Origin of the sequence: Halogeometricum sp. S3BR5-2 (genome assembly GCF_031624635.1) — an archaeon.
Classification (GTDB): domain Archaea; phylum Halobacteriota; class Halobacteria; order Halobacteriales; family Haloferacaceae; genus Halogeometricum; species Halogeometricum luteum.
On sequence record NZ_JAMQOQ010000009.1, the window covers coordinates 34,455 to 50,958 of the forward strand.

Genomic DNA, 16,504 nt, shown 5'->3' on the forward strand with positions numbered 1-16,504 from the left:
GAGTAAGCCGGTGACAAAGCTGAACGCCTCTTGGAAATTGATGAACGTCTCCTCCTCATTCTGCCACGACACCTCAACCGGCGGGTTGTGCGTCTATAGGTGGAGGCGAACGTTAGAATCACCTCGGGCAAGTCACGAAAACCGATGAAAATATCCACCTTCCGCTCGTCAAATCCGTTACGCGGGTATGTGCAAGGTTGAGCGGATCATCGAGAAACACGATCTCCCTGATTTAAACGAGGAGCTTCGCCGCCGGCATCGCGGTGGTGCCAGCCTTCGTGACCTTGAGAAATTCATCAATAAACGGGTTCTCGAACGATCCTTGCTCGAATCGGAAGTGGCTCTTATCGGAGATACCGAAAGTATCTATCAAATTCTCCAGGGAGACGACGTCGGGCCCGGACGTCGGGCAGAGATTCGTTCACAGCTCAATCAGGCAGGTCCTCCCGTAAGTAACGTTGAAGATGACTTCGTATCTCATCAGACCGTAAAGCGCCACCTGCAGAATTGCTTGGATGTGGACACAAAACGACAGGCTCAGATCACGCTTGACGACGCCGAGGATACTGTCGCGTGGGCGCAGTCACGCAATCTTTCGATGATCGAAAACACACTCAACAGGCTTCATAATGCGGGACTTATCGATGCCAGTAACGTCGACGTCACCCAGTCGATTAGGGTCACGTGCGAAAAGACCGGGAAAACGTTCCATCTCAGAGAATTTCTCAAGCAGGGAGGTTGTGATCGCGACGGATCAACGAATGACACCAACGCAAACAGTAGCTGACACATATAATTGAAGCTACTAACTGAGGCGGGCATTCGTATTCTGATCTCGATTCACGACTAGTACCCCGTTGCGACTAAGTAACCAACCCTGGATAATTGACTTGCTCAAAACCTATGCCGCAACACACGAACCCGAAGCCTGCAACGATGGTCGTCCAAAATATCGGTGGGATCGACACGTGTGAAATCGAATTCAATCCCGGCGTTACGGTATGTACCGGGCAAAACGCAACGAATCGTACCTCGCTATTGACGGCGATTGCCGGTGCGCTTGGCGGTTCAGCTGCCACGTTGAAAAGCGATGCCGACAAGGGACACGTCCAACTCGAGTTCGACGGCGAAACCTACACGCGCCACTATCATCGCGGATCGGACGGCTCGGTTATCACTGATGGTGAGCCATATACCGATGATCCAGAACTCGTTGATCTGTTCGCATGTCTTCTCGAGGATAATCCAGCACGACGAGCTGTTGAGCGAGGAGACGATCTCCGTGATATCCTCATGCGTCCAGTCGATACCGAGGCCATTCAGGAACGTATTCGGGAGTTTGAACGTGAGCGGACGCAAATTACTGCCCGACTCGAAGAAATCGAGCGCAAACGCAACCACTTACCTGAGTTGGAAACACGACGGACGACTCTCGAAGACGAACTTGAAGCCACCACAGAGAAACTGGGTGCCCTGCGCGAACAGGTAGCCGACCACGACATTGACGCGGACGCAGCTGGAGCCGCTGAGGATCTCCTGAGCGACCTGGAGTCGTGTCGTCAGACACTCAGACAGACGCGTGACGAAATCGAAACACAGCAATCGACCCTCGAGGCGCTATCTGATGAACGCGAGGAGATCTCTGACGAACTCGACAACTTGAAAGACCAGGATACGGACTGGGAGGACCTTGAGCGAGAACTCGACCAACTCCAAGACCGCGAGCGCGAACTTCAAGACTCAATCAACGACCTCTCTGCGATCGTCGAGTTCAACGACGAGCTTCTCAACTCATCCGATGAACTTGTCGATACGAATCCAGACGAACAGACCGTCACCGACGAGCTCAACCCGATGTCGGCCACGATCAAATGCTGGACCTGCGGGAATCACGTAGAACGTCGAGCTATCGATAGCCAACTGGAGGAACTTCGAACCGTCATTGGGGAAAAACGGTCCGAGCGACAGGAAGTACAGGATGAAATCGCTGAGCTTCGTGAGCAACTCGACCAGCTCCAGTCAGCTGAACGCCGACGACGTGAATGCGAAGAGCGACTTGACGAAAACGACCGGCAGAGACAGCGCCGAGAACAGCGAGTCAACGACCTCGAAAAGAAAGTTACTGAGCTCCGAGAGACGATTCGTGAGCTAGAAGAGGAGGTCAAAGAGACCGAGGAGTTCCGCGAGAGTGAGCTGGTAGAGCAGTATGAGCGGCTCTCCGAGCTTGAATACGAACGGGGGCAAATCGAACAGGAACTAAACGACGTCGAAGACGAACTCCGGGACCTGGAGTCACTGGCAGATGAGCAAGAACAGCTCGAAGCGCAGAAAGCGCAGCTCCAAGAGGAACTCGAATCGCTACGGACGCGCATCGAGGACCTCGAACGTGACGCGGTCGAGGCGTTTAATGAACATATGGCCGAGGTGCTGTCCTTGTTGGAGTATCAAAACATTGAGCGGGTTTGGATTGAGCGGAAAGTACCGAATGATGGACCTGAGGGAGTATTCGAGCTCCACGTGGTGCGGTCGACTGAGAACGGGACGATGTACGAAGATACGGTCGACCATTTAAGCGAAAGCGAACGCGAAGTGATCGGGCTGGTGGTCGCACTAGCGGGCTATCTCGTCCACGAAGTGTATGAAACGGTCCCCGTGATGCTGCTGGACTCCTTAGAAGCTATCGACGCCGGTCGCATCGCCCGACTCATCGAGTACATCGCTGAGTTCGCATCCTATCTCATCGTTGCATTGCTTGAAGAGGACGCCCAAGATCTCAACGACACGTATACCCGACTATCGTCGGATACCATCGGCTCGTAACGGAGTATAGCGAGTGGAACAGCACGAGGAATTTCGGCCGCCTATCTCCACCACAGATATGTACCGACAGATCAACCCTCTACTTATGAGTCCAACCCAGTTAACCACGATCGCCTTGGTGGTCTCCGGGGTCGTAGGAGTAGTGGCAGTAGGATTATCTCTAATGGCGTATATCCGACTTCGACATACGAGTTACCGCCGGATGCTACACCCCCTTATTGTCGTCACAATTGTTTTTACGGTTGCACACGGTCTCGTGTTTCTATTGCCGACCCATCCGCTCGTCGTAGACGTTCTTGAATCGCTTACTGTTACAGGTCTCGCTGTTGGGGTGGTTCGTCTCATTCAGCTCCATCCGCGGATGAAGAATGCTGTGGGTGGTGAGTGACGATGATTCTAGGACTTATAGAACTTTATAAAGGCATACTCGGGGTTGGAGTGATTGCAGGAATCGCCTTCCTACTCTACTCGAATGATTTCGTCGTAATTCACCGCCGCTTCTTAGGGCTCGTTGCTATCGGAACAGGCACCACTATTGTCAGCAGACTACTGTTTATAGTTTATTGGCCGAAAGGTAGCCATTGGTCAACAGCCATCCTATTTGCTCACGTCGTGTTCATACTCTTCATAGTGGCCGGACTCTATTCGCTTGTTACCGACTATCCGGTGCAAAATGAAGAACGACGTGGGAGGCTTTTCTATCGATAATTTCCGCTATTTACTCCAAGCAACCGTACGTAAATCCGTTCTGTCGGTACGTCAAGCCGGGCAATAACAGTGATAGCCCACTGCTCAAAGTCTCATGAGGACTGAAAAGCACTTCTGGACCGCCCTAAGGTCTACTCTTGTTGCATTCGACTTGATTGCGTGTAAAACCCTATAGTGGATTCCCAGAATGTAGGAATCCCCCAAACACGTTCGTCATGAAGAATTGAATACCGATACTGATTGGCCCATGGTCGGTGATACTCATGAACAAACAAAAGACTGCCACAGTAGGCTTGCTATTGAAGCGGTGATAGACATGTCCGCCGAAGCTGTAGCGATTGGTTCATCTCCGTATTTCCGGGCTCTAGGTGAGATAACGGGTGGTACGTGTGATTGACCGAGTGGAAAAGGAGATCGATATGCTCACCCGTCATTTTCAGATTCTCCAGCTGGTCATCCAACACGAGCCGATTGGGATTGTGAAGTTATCTCAGCATACTGGATATCCCCATCACAAAGTTCGATATTCCCTTCGTGTACTCGAGGAGGAGTCAATCATCGAACCGTCTCAGGAGGGCGCAGTGACGACCGATAAAACACATAAATTCGTCAACGCCCATGCAGATGTTATTGACGAAATTCTCGCGAGGTTAGAAGCAATGGAGTTGGATGACACGACAGAACTGAAGGAGGGCTGAGAAAAATCCGCGCTATGAGCTATTTGTCGCCGACCTAGGCAGGTTGCACGTCCCGTGAATTAAGAATGAAATAGTCAGGTTGGTCGTAGATTCGTAGGTCCCGTCAAGCTCTAGTGGTCAAGATCCATGATCTATCCAGTTCTGGGCAGATTGTTTTCCGAGACAAGAGTAGTATAAGAATATTTAGTTTGAATAGGCTGTATTGAATCGCCATACTGAAGTCGAATTCTCTGTTTTACAACTCGCTTAATATTATAAAAGATACATATCAGGGCGATCTCTCGGAACTCACGGAACCAAGAACGCGCTCGCACGGCGAAGCCGAGCAAGCGCTTGACAGCCGAGTTGACGGTCTCAGTCATAGAGCGCTGATTGTAGCACTGTTCGTCGATTCTGGCGTTGTGTGCGTGATCATAGGGCGCGAAGATACGGTGCTTGATGAGCGGTCTGATGCCGAGTTCACGCAGCGCTCCACGGAGTAACTGCTTATCATAGCCTTTATTCGCGGCAAGAGATCGCAGATCGCTCGCGCGAATGCGTCGTCCACGGTGACGGCGAATACGCAGACGACGAGGTACACGTCAATACCTGCGAGAGGCATTTCCAAGGACAAGTTGACGCAGTATCTTAGAGCGTTTCAACTGCGGCGAGAGCTATGCCGAAAACCGGGACGAGTCGCACTCAAACACGCTGTCCGAGCGACGCTCTAAAATCAACAGTGTGCTACGCAAGAGCGTTCACAAGATACTATTGGTGCGCTCGCAAGCGTTGAATGACGAGTCCAAGCCGGTTGATGTGTGTGAATCCCAGCTAATCGATCGAGATTTGGCGCTGCATTAATCTGGAGTATCGTGTGATTCGGCACAACGGCTAGTCCATCTTCACTTGATTTCTTTCGAGATTTGCATCAAAGAGATTCCATTTTTGGCACTGCTGCTCTTCGCAGTGTCAGATCGACCTGACAGAACTCGTCAGGTAGAAGTAACTCGCCAGTCAAGCCTCACCAATGACACGGGATCGGCGGCAAACAGAAAATGAGCATATGGGGTTGGATGTGGGACAACTCAGCTCTATACGCCCCGTGATGCTCTGTTTGCTGTTCCTTCTCTCACTTACGCAGATCCCGGTCGCATCCGCACACGGCGCAACTGCAACCGGAGGACTCACTCAGGGACATGGACTCTTGCTCAGTTTCGTCGGTGTCGTAGTCATTGGTGGAACCATCATATTCAAGCGAAGGAACCGTATCTCGCCAACAGTCGCACTCTATGGAGTGTTCGTCGGGATCGCTGTGACTGCGTTCGGAGCAGTCGTCTTCGAAGGGCTGTCACCAGACCCCACGTACATGGCGAGCTCAATGCCGTTCCCGCGATCGTGGTATCAACCACTCGCGCTGTCAGTCGGCCTCCTGATTGCGGTGGTAAGCTTCATCGTTGGCTGGCTTCGCTGGCCAACTCGCCCACGGTATACGTTCCTCGGCCTCCTGATGGGATTGTGGATCTCGTATCCCTACCTCATTCCTGGGCCAGCGAGCGATACACATCCACTCGGCTACGCGATCGTCCTGGGCACCCCAGTCCTTGTCGGGTACATCATCTGGAAAGATGCGGGAGGCGTCCTCCGAGCGGTTTTGCGTGATTCGGTCGCCCGTCGCTTCGGAATCGGTATCGGCATCGTGATGGCATTGTTCTTCCTCTCTGTCACGGGCTATCTCTCGTTCTTCCCGGAAGAAGGGTTCCCACACGAGGTGACGGTCGTCGTCCTTCCGGCCATCTATCAGCTGGTCACATGGCCGACGCTCGAAATCGCCATCCCACACATCCCCTTCTTCCTCGCCGTGTCACCCGGACAAGTCATCATCGTCGGGATGCTGAGTGCTCTCATCGGATTGAACGCTGCGCTCATCGCCCGCCATTGGCGCGTCGAAGAACGGGCCGGCCTCACAGAAGGCACGGCCGGGAGCGCTGCAATCGTCGGCACGTGTACCTGCGGGTGCTGTGGCCCGCTGGCCGAGAGCTGCATGGGACGGGCAAACTCGAGATCGAACACAAAGGCGTTCGCCCGACCGACCGCCGTGCGAAGCTTCTCTACCTTACTGATACCCATCTGGGAAAGCAAACAGGCGGTCACAAGAACAATTCTTGGAAATTAGACACCGTCGCTGGATTCAACGCTGCGATTGACCTCGCGATCGAGCATCGTGTCGATGCCGTTGTTCATACTGGCGACGTCTTCCATAACGATACCACGAACGGTATTCCGGATTCAATCGAAGAAGCATGCCATGATGGTCTCACTGAGCTGGCGAACGCCGAGGTTCCGTTCTACTTCATCTACGGCAACCATGCGCGGAAGAAGGGGAAAGTCTGTCTCGAACAGTTCTGTGATGCAGGATTGGCTACGCATCTTCGCTCCCGCCCCATTGTGATCGGTGATGCCGTCGCACTCTATGGAGTCGACTATCAGAAATCGTGGGACCACGGTCAGCTAGGCTTCGAGCGTCCACCAAGCGGGGTCGCGACTCTCCTCTGTATGCATCAGTCGGTCGCACCGCTTACCCGGAGCCCGAACCCCGATTGTCACCTTCAGGAGATTCTCGAAGAGAGCACGATTTCGATAGACGGGCTTGCTCTTGGACATCTTCATACGAACGCTGAGAAAACCCTGAATGGCTGCTCTGCATTTTGTGGTGGGGCAACAGAACGAATGACCAGCGACCTTGAGCCAAGTGTAGAAACCATCACTGTCGAGCAGGGAGAGATCCGCCGTCAACGTCATGTCTTATGACCCCCAGTGTGAGGCTTAATCTTAAGAATAAGATTAATATTGTGCAGCACTGGGGTTCCCACGGAACCCTCGAGGTAGTCTGAGTTCTATCATTAGAACGTCCACCATCCAATGTTTTATCAATTCAGTTACAATCAAACGAATAATGGCCGATTTCAGCGAAGACATCGCTGAGCGAGCAACCGACCTACAGCAACTCGCTATCACTAATCCTTCAGAGGTTCCTCTCGACGAATTGCACGAGATCATTTCGACACCGACCGTCTCACCCAACACACATGGGGGTGCCATCGTCGCTCTACTCAACGTCGCCCGTGCCCGTGATGACATCGGGTCAGCATTTGTCGATGACTTAGACCGCTTACTCAATCGACCATCCCTCAACGACGCGCTCGTTCTTCGCTGTCTCCGTCAGCTAGCGGTGAATGATCCAACCGCCGTCCTCAGGATTCAAGACGGAATCACTAATCGAATCACGCTCGACGATTCCGAGACTACTCAGGCTGCAACGGGATGCTGCGTCGAGCTTGCAAGTACAGATCCACAGACATTCGTCGATCAAGTTCCGATGCTCAGTGCCCTGCTCGACATCGAGGACGAGACGATTCGAACGAACGCGATCTATATCCTCTCGCAAATCGCCCACGAGTATCCAGAAGAGGTGAAGCCGATAGTCCCGCAACTGGTTGCGGGGATTACTGAACGCGATCAGTCGTACCAGACGAACGCGTTGTCGGCGCTCGGGGCAATAACCTCCGCGTATCCAGCCACTGCGAAATCAACCACTGAAATCTTGGCTGAGCTAACGTCTGCATCGGCGCTGAAGGTGCGTGCTAATGCAGCCGCTTTACTTGCCGATATCGCCAAGGAACATCCTGACGCCGTCGAGGACCATGTGCCGGCCCTGATTGAATGCTTCCACAGTGATGACGAATTTCTCTGTGGGAACGCTGCCTCCGCGGTTCTTCACGTCGGCGTTCATAATCGATCAGCCGTCGAGGAGGCGATTCCAGCTCTCATTGAACTCTTGGACGATCCCTCGCCAGTCGTCCGTCGAAACGCCTGCAAAGCACTCGGACAGCTAGACGCGACGGTCGCGCTCGTCCAGCTTCGCTCCGTTGCAGAATCCGACCCTGACGAGAAAGTCCGGAAATTGGCATCGTGGGCCATCGACGGGATATCGTAGCTTGAAGAGGTCGGTTCAAATCACCGCTTTACGACGGTTTCAGTCGCCGGCAGGCAGGTCGGGGTCGGCGAACTCGTCTTTGATATATACGACCGGAAGCCCCAACACGGCCCTGATGCGGTCGCGGTTTCCGTACATGTGCGACTTGTCCGAGGTCACTATTTTTCCAATGAGGTTTCGGTTGCGCTGGTGATTTGCATCGCACAGAATCACCTTGTCAACATACCCATCAACGAACCAAAGACGTCGATTCCGCTCTTCCTCGGTCCACTCACTTGTCGGGCCCCACGTGAGACGACTCTGAAGTTGGGCCCGTGTCTCCAGTGCATCGGTAATGATGGTATCGCAGAGCGCGTCCATCGCCTCACGTGCCACCTTACTGGTCACCTGCTGGTCGCCGATTTCGTCGCGAAGAAAGCTCCGAATATTGGGACGAATAATCTCTCGGATCAGACGCTGAGGAAAAACGTTCTCCTCGATGCGAGTGACAGCGATAAACTCGTCAACGAGCGTTTCCAGATCCAGTTCCTCATCGGCGCAACTTCGAAGTTTAATCCCTAAGTTGGTCTGTGCAGCCCGAATTTTCGAAAACTTATCGCCGAACCTCCCCTCATCGGTCTCCCAGCTCACCTCTGCCGAATCGAGGTAGTTCTCTGAGGTGCTGTTGCAGTATTCGTAAATCACCGCCCGACTCGTCGAGAGTGAGTTGTCGGTCTCGAAGAGTCGTTCGGCCTCGTCGCGCCATAGGTCGTGAAGGAACGTCACCCCGACGAGTGGGCCGGTGTCAAGGAAATAGCGTGACATAGAACTTATCCTGTCACCTCGAAATCGATGTAAGGCAAGACGAGTGCGTCTGCAGCTCTTCTCGAGGTCCTGTCGTCACGTGCGTTTGCTTCTGCCTTCTCGCGCTCCCAGCTACGAAGTAGAGAACGGAGCTGTCTCTTCGCATCGTCCAAGCTGTCGAGGCTCAACTCACGTTCAATCTGCTCCCGCGTCAGACCGTCGTTCTCACGAACCGCGAGCTCCATACAGAAGAGCCGCCAGAACGTCTTGGAATACTTCTTGGCTTCTTTGGGATCATACCCCGAAGAATCCAGCTCAGCGCTCATCAATCGGTACCAGATGTGAAGATCGTCCTCGTAGCCGGGGAAGGAGTCAGTTGGGAAGTCCTCAATAAAGTCGTACAGCGTCTCTCTCGTCGGTCCAGCATTCCGATCGAATGAGAGCGTCATCTGTGCCGAGTCTGCAGTCCCCAACTGCTTATCCAGTCGCCGGTAGTGTCGCTGTATTTCGTATGGCGCATCGTCGTACATCCGGTCGGTGAGTCCCTCGAGTCCGAGGTCGTAGTAACGTTCAAGCGCGCGACTTGCCGCTTGACGTCCCCGCCGAATTGTCCCTTCTGGTCTGTCGATGTCAGCAGCAGCGACGTCACAAATTACTGGATCGTCGTTTGGCTCGCCCCCGGTGTGAACGCCGGTATTAGCAGTCGCCGTCATTGTACCATACATATACCAGAAGGTCGGGATGTCGGTCGTAACCCGCTCACTGTCTAATTCCTCTTTCACGAAATAGAGCAGCTTGTGAACGGCCTTTCGGGAGAGGGGACTGTCGTACCTGTGTTCGTCGAAGAGAAGTGCAACCACCTCACTCACGCTCAGTTTCCCATGCATCGATTCGTCAACGTAGCATAAGAATTGGGCATTTATCTATGCTGTGGGTAGAGGAGAAACACTATCTATCAAAGAGTACGGATGTCCAGTAACTAAATGCCGATATACAATCACGAAGGAACGAGCGAGGCTAGCGGGGACAAGGGTGAAAAGTACAAGCAGGCGATAGAAGAGTACCTCCGCGCTCGGGGGTACAGCATCGAACGACGGTCGAATCATCACAGCACGACCGAAGATCTGGCCGCGGTCACCGTCGACGAGAGTTTCCACTATCTCAGCGGCGAGAAGGTAGGTGACGACGTCAAGAAGTTCGTACGGGTAGAGGCCAAGGGAACCAAGCTGTCGCGACTAGATGACGACTTTCTCACTGAGCTAGCTCGCGTTTTCATCGACTATTGTGAGCAGGACGGAGGATTCGAATACCACATTTATGCATCGTACCTCCAAGCCTTTGACAAGTGGGAGCGAATATTCGATCCCAGGACGAACACCCCGGAGTACATCAGTGACTACTTCGATACCCTGAGGGAGAGGCAGAAACTGAATGACGCCGAGGAAGCAGCCCTCCAAGACCTTGGAGTAGAAGACTTCGAGTGGTTTCTCGCCGATGTCTTCGTCCACCGCGCCAGCTGGAACCGCCTCGGACAGATGGCAGAGGATGAGCGGTCTGTGAATCGCTCCAAATGGGACTTCTACACCCGAGAGAACTCACCCTCGCGAGAAGCCGAGACTCTCGTCGCCAACTTCCTCCGTATTAGTGGGCTACCAGAATCGATCTACATCGGTGAAAACCTCGCAGACCATCCTGAGGACATCTACGCCGACAATCCTCGGCACCTGCCCATCTGGGTCGAGTCAGGCCTGTTCTACAGCCTGATTCCAATGGAAGAGATGCCTGACTCGCTCCGTCCGTTCGTCGATGGGGAGTCTGTTCAGAGCCGACCGTTCGTCAGCTGGCTAGAGAGTGAAGATACTGCTCCCAACGTTGCGAAGCGACTGTTCAACCGCGAGATACGACGACGCGCAGTCGACGGGTACGAAGATTGTAGAATGGTTCGCCACCAGTACGAGAATCGCCTGCTCTTCAAACACGAAGGCGGGGGATCTGGCGAAGAGGACGATTCTCCGGCAAAGACGAGGGTCGAGGGATGGGACGTTGCGATGGATTGGGGCGCATATACCGCCCATCGCTATGCGTCACCGGTTGTCAAGCAATATAAGGAGCAGTTCTACGTCTTCATCGACACTGGGTGGATGTTCTCACATTCCGGTCGCGGCACCAGCATTGTAAAAGGCGACACCGCCAGCAAACTCCATGACAAACTCCAAAGTAGCGGCCATTACCGTCCAAATAATCTGAAGGCACAATTCCGACAGTGGCGCGCATACCTCGGAATGGACGAATCACCACCGCTTGAGGAGGCAGGTATAGAGGATGACCCCCAACGACTGGAGTTCGAGCACGAAGAGGGGTTAGAGCTTCGCGTGCGGCCTCCGAAAGACGGCTCCGAACGGGAACTTCTCATGCAACGAGGTGTGGACGCGTACTGATGTCTGGGTTCAGAGTGGATTACCTCTCGGAGCCGGAACTCGTCTTCGCCGGTGGCAATACGGCGAAGGACCCGCGGAGCGGACTGCTGAAGTACGGGCCCTGTCCACCGCGTGACGGCTCTATTCATGAGGTGGTACGGGTTGGACTGATTGGTGATAGCTGGTCTATCTCGGCGATGCGAGATCTGCTTGAGGACATGCGTTATGGGATCCTTCCCGAGGGAGACGACCGACAGCGGTGGAATCAACCGTTCCCGGGACTCGGCCCTAACTCTGAGCTCAAGATGTCGTTCGATCAGCGTCCGATGTGGCGGGGCGAAATCGAACATGATGACATCGACTCACTGAGCGACGTCCGCGATGATGCCGACCGTGTTGAGATGGCATTGGATTACATCAAGTACCAGATAGAGGGCGTCTGCTCGACAACCCCGAGCCCGGACGTCGTCATTGTAAGCATCCCGGAAACCCTCGCTGAGCTGTTCACAGAGGGCAAGAAAGCAGATACCATTCGGACGGCCGACACCGACTTCAGAAGCCGCATCAAGCTCCTGGGGATGCTTAATCAGACTCCGACACAGCTCATCGGCCCCAAGACCCTCCGCGGAGAAGATGTCCAACCACGTCGAGAGGTAGCGTGGAATCTCGCAGTGGGTCTACTCTACAAGGCTCGAAGAGGACGACCATGGAAGCTCACTGAGCTAAAATCGAACACCTGCTACGCCGGCATATCCTTCTACGATGAGCGCGGGACGGATCCGGACACTAGAGCGTCAATCGCGCAGGTGTTCATGGAGACCGGAGAGAATTTCGTCATCCGTGGCGACCCGGTCACCGACATCGCCAGTGATGCCGATACGGGACGGACACATCTGTCGGCTGGAGATGCCGAGCAGCTAATCCAAACCATCTTGGAGCGGTACGGCGACCGAAGGCAGGATCGCCCTGACCGGTTGGTGATTCACAAGTCCTCCAATTTCTGGGAGCAGGAGACAGAAGGCTTCAAATCTGGCTCCGAAGACGTGAGACAGCGAGACTTCATTACCATTCGAGAGCATCACCCAATTCGCCTCTTCAGCAACACGCAGTACCCGCCTCTGAGGGGTACAGTCGCCCTGCCACCGGGGAGAGAAGAGTACTACCTCTACACGAAGGGATTCATTCCAGAGATTTCTGCGTACGCTGAGTCCGGCACTCCAAACCCAATCGTCGTCCGTCCTCATGAGGACGTGAATGCTACCTCGTACCGGGAAATCTGTGAGGAGATACTCTCGTTCTCGAAGCTCGATTGGAACAGCTCTGACTTCTGCAAGAAGCTCCCCGTGACAGTCGGGATCGCTGACGCTGTCAGCGACATTCTCGCAGAACCCATGGCACAGAACCTACCCGACGGGGCGTTCCCGTACCACTACTACTATTACATGTGACCTCGCTCGCTAGAAGTTTCGTTGGAACAGAATAAGGGCAACTGACAAAGGAACACGTAAGTTCGTTGGCAACCCGCCCTACCGTTATGACGAGTTCTCTTATCACTGCCTCTAACGTCACGGCTTTGGGTCTCCTGTGTGATTTAGCTGGGGCAATTCTACTTGGTCCGAACATTGTTCGGCAAGCGTACAAAGCCGCACAGGTGCGCAAACAGCTACAATATGAAGGCTATGATCCGAATGATGTCATGACATCATTTTATCTAAACGATGAGCCAATCGAACATGAATCGCTCAAATCGTCGGAACAGCAACTTCGGGAGTTTGAGCGTGAATGGCTCTTACCAGCTATTGGGCTGGTGCTCCTCTGTATAGGATTCACAGTGCAACTCATCGGGACTGTGTTCCTGTAACGAGTTCAATCGAAAGCTGCAATCGACCAGCTGGCTTCCATACTAGATAGTATGATTAACCAACATCAAGCCCACCTACCATTACTTGTTGGTTAACTTCTCGTCTTAAGATAGATTTTGCAGTTCAAATCAGAGGTTCGCACCGAAACAGCCATACGCCAGTAGTTTACCGAGAACCAGGTGGCTTCAGAATTTTGCGAGACACAACCTCGGAGGATGGAAATGATGCGTGCCTTCTGTTCGTCCAACTTTGCTGTGAAAGAGGAGCTATCTTGCGGTTCTGATTTCTACCACTCAGAAAACTTTTCTGGGAGACATCCCCTGTGACGGTCTACTAACCGCCAGACGAAAGCATGCCCATCTTCAGACATCGTGAAAATAAGGCACGTGTCATGCCCCTAACTCCGAAACTCTGGAGACTCGCACAACCTCGGAGGATGGAAATGATGCGTGACTTATTTACGGCATAGTTCGGCGTGAAGCAGCCACTCAGTACGCTTGCGGGTATATCGCTGAGTTACTTTGTCACCATTACGCACATCCGAGTGTTTATACTGTGCTAAACCCGCATCACACATATGACCGGGAGTGGCACTGTCGAACGGATTTTTATCGCACCTGAAGCTGAAGCGGAGATGGAAGAACAAACAGATGTTGAAGCAGTTGCTGGAAAGGGACTCCGGGATGATCGCTACTTTAGCGAAATTGAGACGGGAACCTTCGTTAGCTGGAAGCCAGATGAGGAACGCCACGATGGGTACGACCTCACATTAATCGAACAAGAGGCTGTAACAGCAATCGAACGTGAAGCAGGAATCGAACTCGCACCGGGAGAACACCGACGAAACATCGAAACCAGTGATGTCGCACTCAATCATCTCGTCGGACAACGATTCCAAGTCGGTGACGCTATCTGTCGAGGGGATCGACTGTGTGAACCGTGTGATCATCTTCAGCGCATCACTCAAGACGGCGTATTGCAGGCACTCACTCACCGAGGTGGGCTCCGGGCAGATATTCTCGAAGATGGAATGATTCGCCCCGGAGACGTAATCGAACCGCTCGAATAATCCGCACTCTCTCGTTTAGAAATAGTGGCTCTGTCGCAATTCTATTAGATAGACACCTTTCCTGCCGAAACAGGTGGTAGATCGGTGTGTGAACTTTCGAAGGACACCTATCCGAGTCACGTCAGTCCGTCTCTCCCTAATAAGACCGCCTCCACTTTGTGAAGGTGCTCATGGAGCGTTGATGTGGTGATCTCCAATTCGTCCGCCAATTCGCCAGCCGTCGTTTCCTTCGGGTACTCGTAGTATCCCTGCTCACGAGCAAGTTGGAAAACCTCTAACTGACGCTTCGTGAACTGATCCACTGGAAGTGTGGTCGGCACAGTTCCACGGCTCTGCCGCTTCATGCTCCGCACATTAATCTCCGCGTTCATCTGCTCACGGACTTCATCAAGTTTGACTCGAACCGTCCTCCGGTCGTGGTTCGTTACGAGACTCCAATACTCCCGCCCACCTCGAATATCGATCGGTCCTGTACATACGAATCCACGAGAGGTGAGTGGCTGACTGATCTGCTTTCGTCCATCATGAACAACAAGGAGTTCGCGCGTTGCATTTCCCGGCTTCGGTATCGAGGCCTGCTGGAAGCCAGACGCCATTTGGGAAACTGAATGAACATGCTCAGACGCACGAATGGTTTCGATTCCCTTTGTAACGAATTCATGATCGTCCGCGTAGATTGTGAAAAGTGTCGCAACCTTGCCGCCAGTCATATAGATTCCATAGCCGAGAATCCCGACATCGAGACGCTCCGTAATCTCGATTTCCCAGCAATCAGGGTACCAGAGGTCAATAAATACCTGGAGCGCTTCGTCAGACTGCTCAGGAGACGCCATCGTATCTGATCGTAGTATCGAATATTTTCCACACCCAGATAACGGTTTTGTGAACGGAAGAACAGTCAATGTTCGACCGAATTAGTCGTCGTGTTGCTCGAAGACGGCCTCAGCGAGCGTGTTCTTGTGGCCTTCGTTCGGGCCACCGGCAATCGTGAGGAGTTTCGCGTCACGCAGATACCGTTCGATGTCGTGTTCCGTCGTGTAGCCGATACCGCCGTGGAGTTGCATCGCCTCGCTAGCGTTGTCCACGGCGGCCTGTGTGGCATTGATTTTCGCCATACTGAACTCGCGTGTGACGTCGTGTCCGCGATCTGCACGGTCGGCTGCACGAAGGGTAAGTAACCGGGCGGTATCGACTCGTTCGGCCATCTTGCCGACTTCCCAGCCGATTCCTTGGAAGTCGCTGATGTGCTGACCGTACTGTTCACGACTGCTCGTGTAGGCCACCGTGTCTTCGAGGGCAGCGCGGGCGATACCGACGCCCCGAGCGGGAACATTCACGCCAGTCTGTAGACCTCCACGCTGGACGTAGCCTTCACCCTCTTCGCCGATGAGTCGATCATCGGAAACGTGAACGTTCGAGAGGGTGACGCGCGGGGACTTCACGCTGTTCGCGCCCAGCGTCTCCCACACTGTCTCGACGTTGAAGTCGTCGGTCGGCACGAGAAACGCGCTGATGTTGTGTGGCGCGTCCTCCTTAGGGCCGGTCTTCGCGTACGTGAGAACGTAATCCGCGTCGAGGAAATTCGTCACCCATTGCTTGTGACCGTTGAGTATCCACTCGTCTCCATCACGTTCGGCGGTGGTCTCCATCTCCAGCTTGTTACTCCCTGCGTTCGCCTCACTCAACCCGAGTGCGCCGACAGTGTCGAACGATGCCATTTCAGGGAGGAGTTCCTCGCGCTGAAGTTCAGTTCCAAAGCGTTCGACAACTTCCGCAACCCCCAGATGAAGTCCGATGGTGCTCGCCACAGACATGAGTCCAGCCGATAGCTCTTCAGTCATCAACGCGAGTTCCACGGGGCCTTCACCTCGGCCCCCGTACTCTTCTGGAAGCGTCACACCTGTCAAACGACGTTCGCTGAGTTCGTCGAAAATCGCGCTCGGATACTCTTCCTCTCGGTCAAGATATTTGGCCTCCGGTTCAATCTCCTCTTTTGTGAATTTTCGAACCTCATCTCGCAGCGCCCGTTGATCCTTGGTCAGGTCGAACCTCATGTGTCATGGGTTCGCCCCCGATCGAGTAAACATGGAACCTGCTATAGCAGGTGATTGCGAGTGAGAAAGCAAACAGCGAACTTTCGGAATTGCAGCCACTAGTGCCGCGAGCGGACGCAT

14 protein-coding genes and 2 pseudogenes are annotated in these 16,504 nt (G+C 53.6%); 11 read left to right on the forward strand and 5 right to left on the reverse strand.

The window, feature by feature from the left end; translation table 11 throughout:
- Positions 1–187: 187 nt before the first annotated feature.
- From rdfA to NDI79_RS22335, 4 genes are all read left to right on the forward strand, one after another.
- On the forward strand, positions 188–787 hold the full coding sequence (rdfA, locus tag NDI79_RS22320; RefSeq protein WP_310930825.1) for a rod-determining factor RdfA: 600 nt from the start codon (positions 188–190) through the stop codon (positions 785–787).
- 149 nt (positions 788–936) lie between these two features.
- Positions 937–2,820 carry an archaea-specific SMC-related protein gene (locus tag NDI79_RS22325; protein WP_310930826.1) on the forward strand — a complete coding sequence of 628 codons (1,884 nt, stop codon included), beginning with the start codon at positions 937–939 and terminating at the stop codon, positions 2,818–2,820.
- 13 nt (positions 2,821–2,833) lie between these two features.
- Entirely contained in the window at positions 2,834–3,208 is a 375-nt protein-coding gene (locus NDI79_RS22330) for a hypothetical protein (protein ID WP_310930827.1), read from the forward strand.
- A 709-nt stretch (positions 3,209–3,917) separates the two neighbouring features.
- The gene (locus NDI79_RS22335; RefSeq protein WP_310930828.1) at positions 3,918–4,226 is read left to right on the forward strand and encodes a hypothetical protein; all 309 of its coding nucleotides are present in this window, start codon (positions 3,918–3,920) and stop codon (positions 4,224–4,226) included.
- 230 nt (positions 4,227–4,456) lie between these two features.
- Here the strand turns inward: NDI79_RS22335 and NDI79_RS22340 are convergent.
- Positions 4,457–4,765: pseudogene (locus NDI79_RS22340) on the reverse strand (transposase); the annotation flags it as partial.
- Here NDI79_RS22340 and NDI79_RS22345 point away from each other — a divergent pair.
- The 4 genes and pseudogenes from NDI79_RS22345 to NDI79_RS22360 form a co-directional block, all read left to right on the forward strand.
- Positions 4,756–4,936: pseudogene (locus NDI79_RS22345) on the forward strand (IS1595 family transposase); the annotation flags it as partial. The pseudogenes NDI79_RS22340 and NDI79_RS22345 sit on opposite strands and share 10 nt — an antisense overlap.
- Positions 4,937–5,409: 473 nt before the next feature.
- Positions 5,410–6,378, forward strand: a complete 969-nt coding sequence (locus NDI79_RS22350) for a hypothetical protein (RefSeq protein ID WP_310930829.1) — start codon at positions 5,410–5,412, stop codon at positions 6,376–6,378.
- Positions 6,333–7,013: a metallophosphoesterase family protein gene (locus tag NDI79_RS22355; RefSeq protein WP_310930875.1), complete on the forward strand. Its 681-nt coding sequence runs from the start codon at positions 6,333–6,335 to the stop codon at positions 7,011–7,013. Before NDI79_RS22350 ends, NDI79_RS22355 begins: the two co-directional genes overlap by 46 nt.
- 145 nt (positions 7,014–7,158) lie before the next feature.
- Positions 7,159–8,199 (forward strand): sister chromatid cohesion protein PDS5, encoded by a 1,041-nt coding sequence (locus NDI79_RS22360; protein ID WP_310930830.1) that lies wholly within the window; start codon positions 7,159–7,161, stop codon positions 8,197–8,199.
- A gap of 39 nt (positions 8,200–8,238) precedes the next feature.
- Here the strand turns inward: NDI79_RS22360 and NDI79_RS22365 are convergent, their stop codons facing one another.
- Positions 8,239–8,964, reverse strand: a complete 726-nt coding sequence (locus NDI79_RS22365) for a hypothetical protein (RefSeq protein ID WP_310930831.1) — start codon at positions 8,962–8,964, stop codon at positions 8,239–8,241.
- Between the two features lie 44 nt (positions 8,965–9,008).
- Positions 9,009–9,851: a hypothetical protein gene (locus tag NDI79_RS22370; protein WP_310930832.1), complete on the reverse strand. Its 843-nt coding sequence runs from the start codon at positions 9,849–9,851 to the stop codon at positions 9,009–9,011.
- Between the two features lie 114 nt (positions 9,852–9,965).
- Between NDI79_RS22370 and NDI79_RS22375 the strand changes: the two genes are divergently transcribed.
- From NDI79_RS22375 to NDI79_RS22385, 3 genes are all read left to right on the forward strand, one after another.
- The gene (locus tag NDI79_RS22375) at positions 9,966–11,420 is read left to right on the forward strand and encodes a hypothetical protein (protein WP_310930833.1); all 1,455 of its coding nucleotides are present in this window, start codon (positions 9,966–9,968) and stop codon (positions 11,418–11,420) included.
- Positions 11,420–12,847 (forward strand): argonaute/piwi family protein, encoded by a 1,428-nt coding sequence (locus NDI79_RS22380; protein ID WP_310930834.1) that lies wholly within the window; start codon positions 11,420–11,422, stop codon positions 12,845–12,847. The genes NDI79_RS22375 and NDI79_RS22380 overlap by 1 nt, the downstream gene beginning before the upstream one ends.
- Positions 12,848–13,838: 991 nt before the next feature.
- Positions 13,839–14,330: an MOSC domain-containing protein gene (locus NDI79_RS22385; protein ID WP_310930835.1), complete on the forward strand. Its 492-nt coding sequence runs from the start codon at positions 13,839–13,841 to the stop codon at positions 14,328–14,330.
- 116 nt (positions 14,331–14,446) lie between these two features.
- On the opposite strand, the gene NDI79_RS22390 is transcribed toward NDI79_RS22385, so the two are convergent.
- Together NDI79_RS22390 and NDI79_RS22395 are read right to left on the reverse strand one after the other, a co-directional pair.
- The gene (locus NDI79_RS22390) at positions 14,447–15,163 is read right to left on the reverse strand and encodes a helix-turn-helix domain-containing protein (protein ID WP_310930836.1); all 717 of its coding nucleotides are present in this window, start codon (positions 15,161–15,163) and stop codon (positions 14,447–14,449) included.
- An 81-nt stretch (positions 15,164–15,244) separates the two neighbouring features.
- The gene (locus NDI79_RS22395; protein ID WP_310930837.1) at positions 15,245–16,384 is read right to left on the reverse strand and encodes an acyl-CoA dehydrogenase family protein; all 1,140 of its coding nucleotides are present in this window, start codon (positions 16,382–16,384) and stop codon (positions 15,245–15,247) included.
- Positions 16,385–16,504: the final 120 nt, after the last annotated feature.

What these genes read in the sequence shown, in the direction of transcription:
- rdfA (WP_310930825.1), top strand. Translation starts at nt 188, where the DNA reads ATGTGCAAGGTTGAGCGGATCATCGAGAAACACGATCTCCCTGATTTA.
- NDI79_RS22325 (WP_310930826.1), top strand. Translation starts at nt 937, where the DNA reads ATGGTCGTCCAAAATATCGGTGGGATCGACACGTGTGAAATCGAATTC.
- NDI79_RS22360 (WP_310930830.1), top strand. Translation starts at nt 7,159, where the DNA reads ATGGCCGATTTCAGCGAAGACATCGCTGAGCGAGCAACCGACCTACAG.
- NDI79_RS22375 (WP_310930833.1), top strand. Translation starts at nt 9,966, where the DNA reads ATGCCGATATACAATCACGAAGGAACGAGCGAGGCTAGCGGGGACAAG.
- NDI79_RS22380 (WP_310930834.1), top strand. Translation starts at nt 11,420, where the DNA reads ATGTCTGGGTTCAGAGTGGATTACCTCTCGGAGCCGGAACTCGTCTTC.
- NDI79_RS22385 (WP_310930835.1), top strand. Translation starts at nt 13,839, where the DNA reads ATGACCGGGAGTGGCACTGTCGAACGGATTTTTATCGCACCTGAAGCT.
- NDI79_RS22390 (WP_310930836.1), bottom strand. Translation starts at nt 15,163, where the DNA reads ATGGCGTCTCCTGAGCAGTCTGACGAAGCGCTCCAGGTATTTATTGAC.
- NDI79_RS22395 (WP_310930837.1), bottom strand. Translation starts at nt 16,384, where the DNA reads ATGAGGTTCGACCTGACCAAGGATCAACGGGCGCTGCGAGATGAGGTT.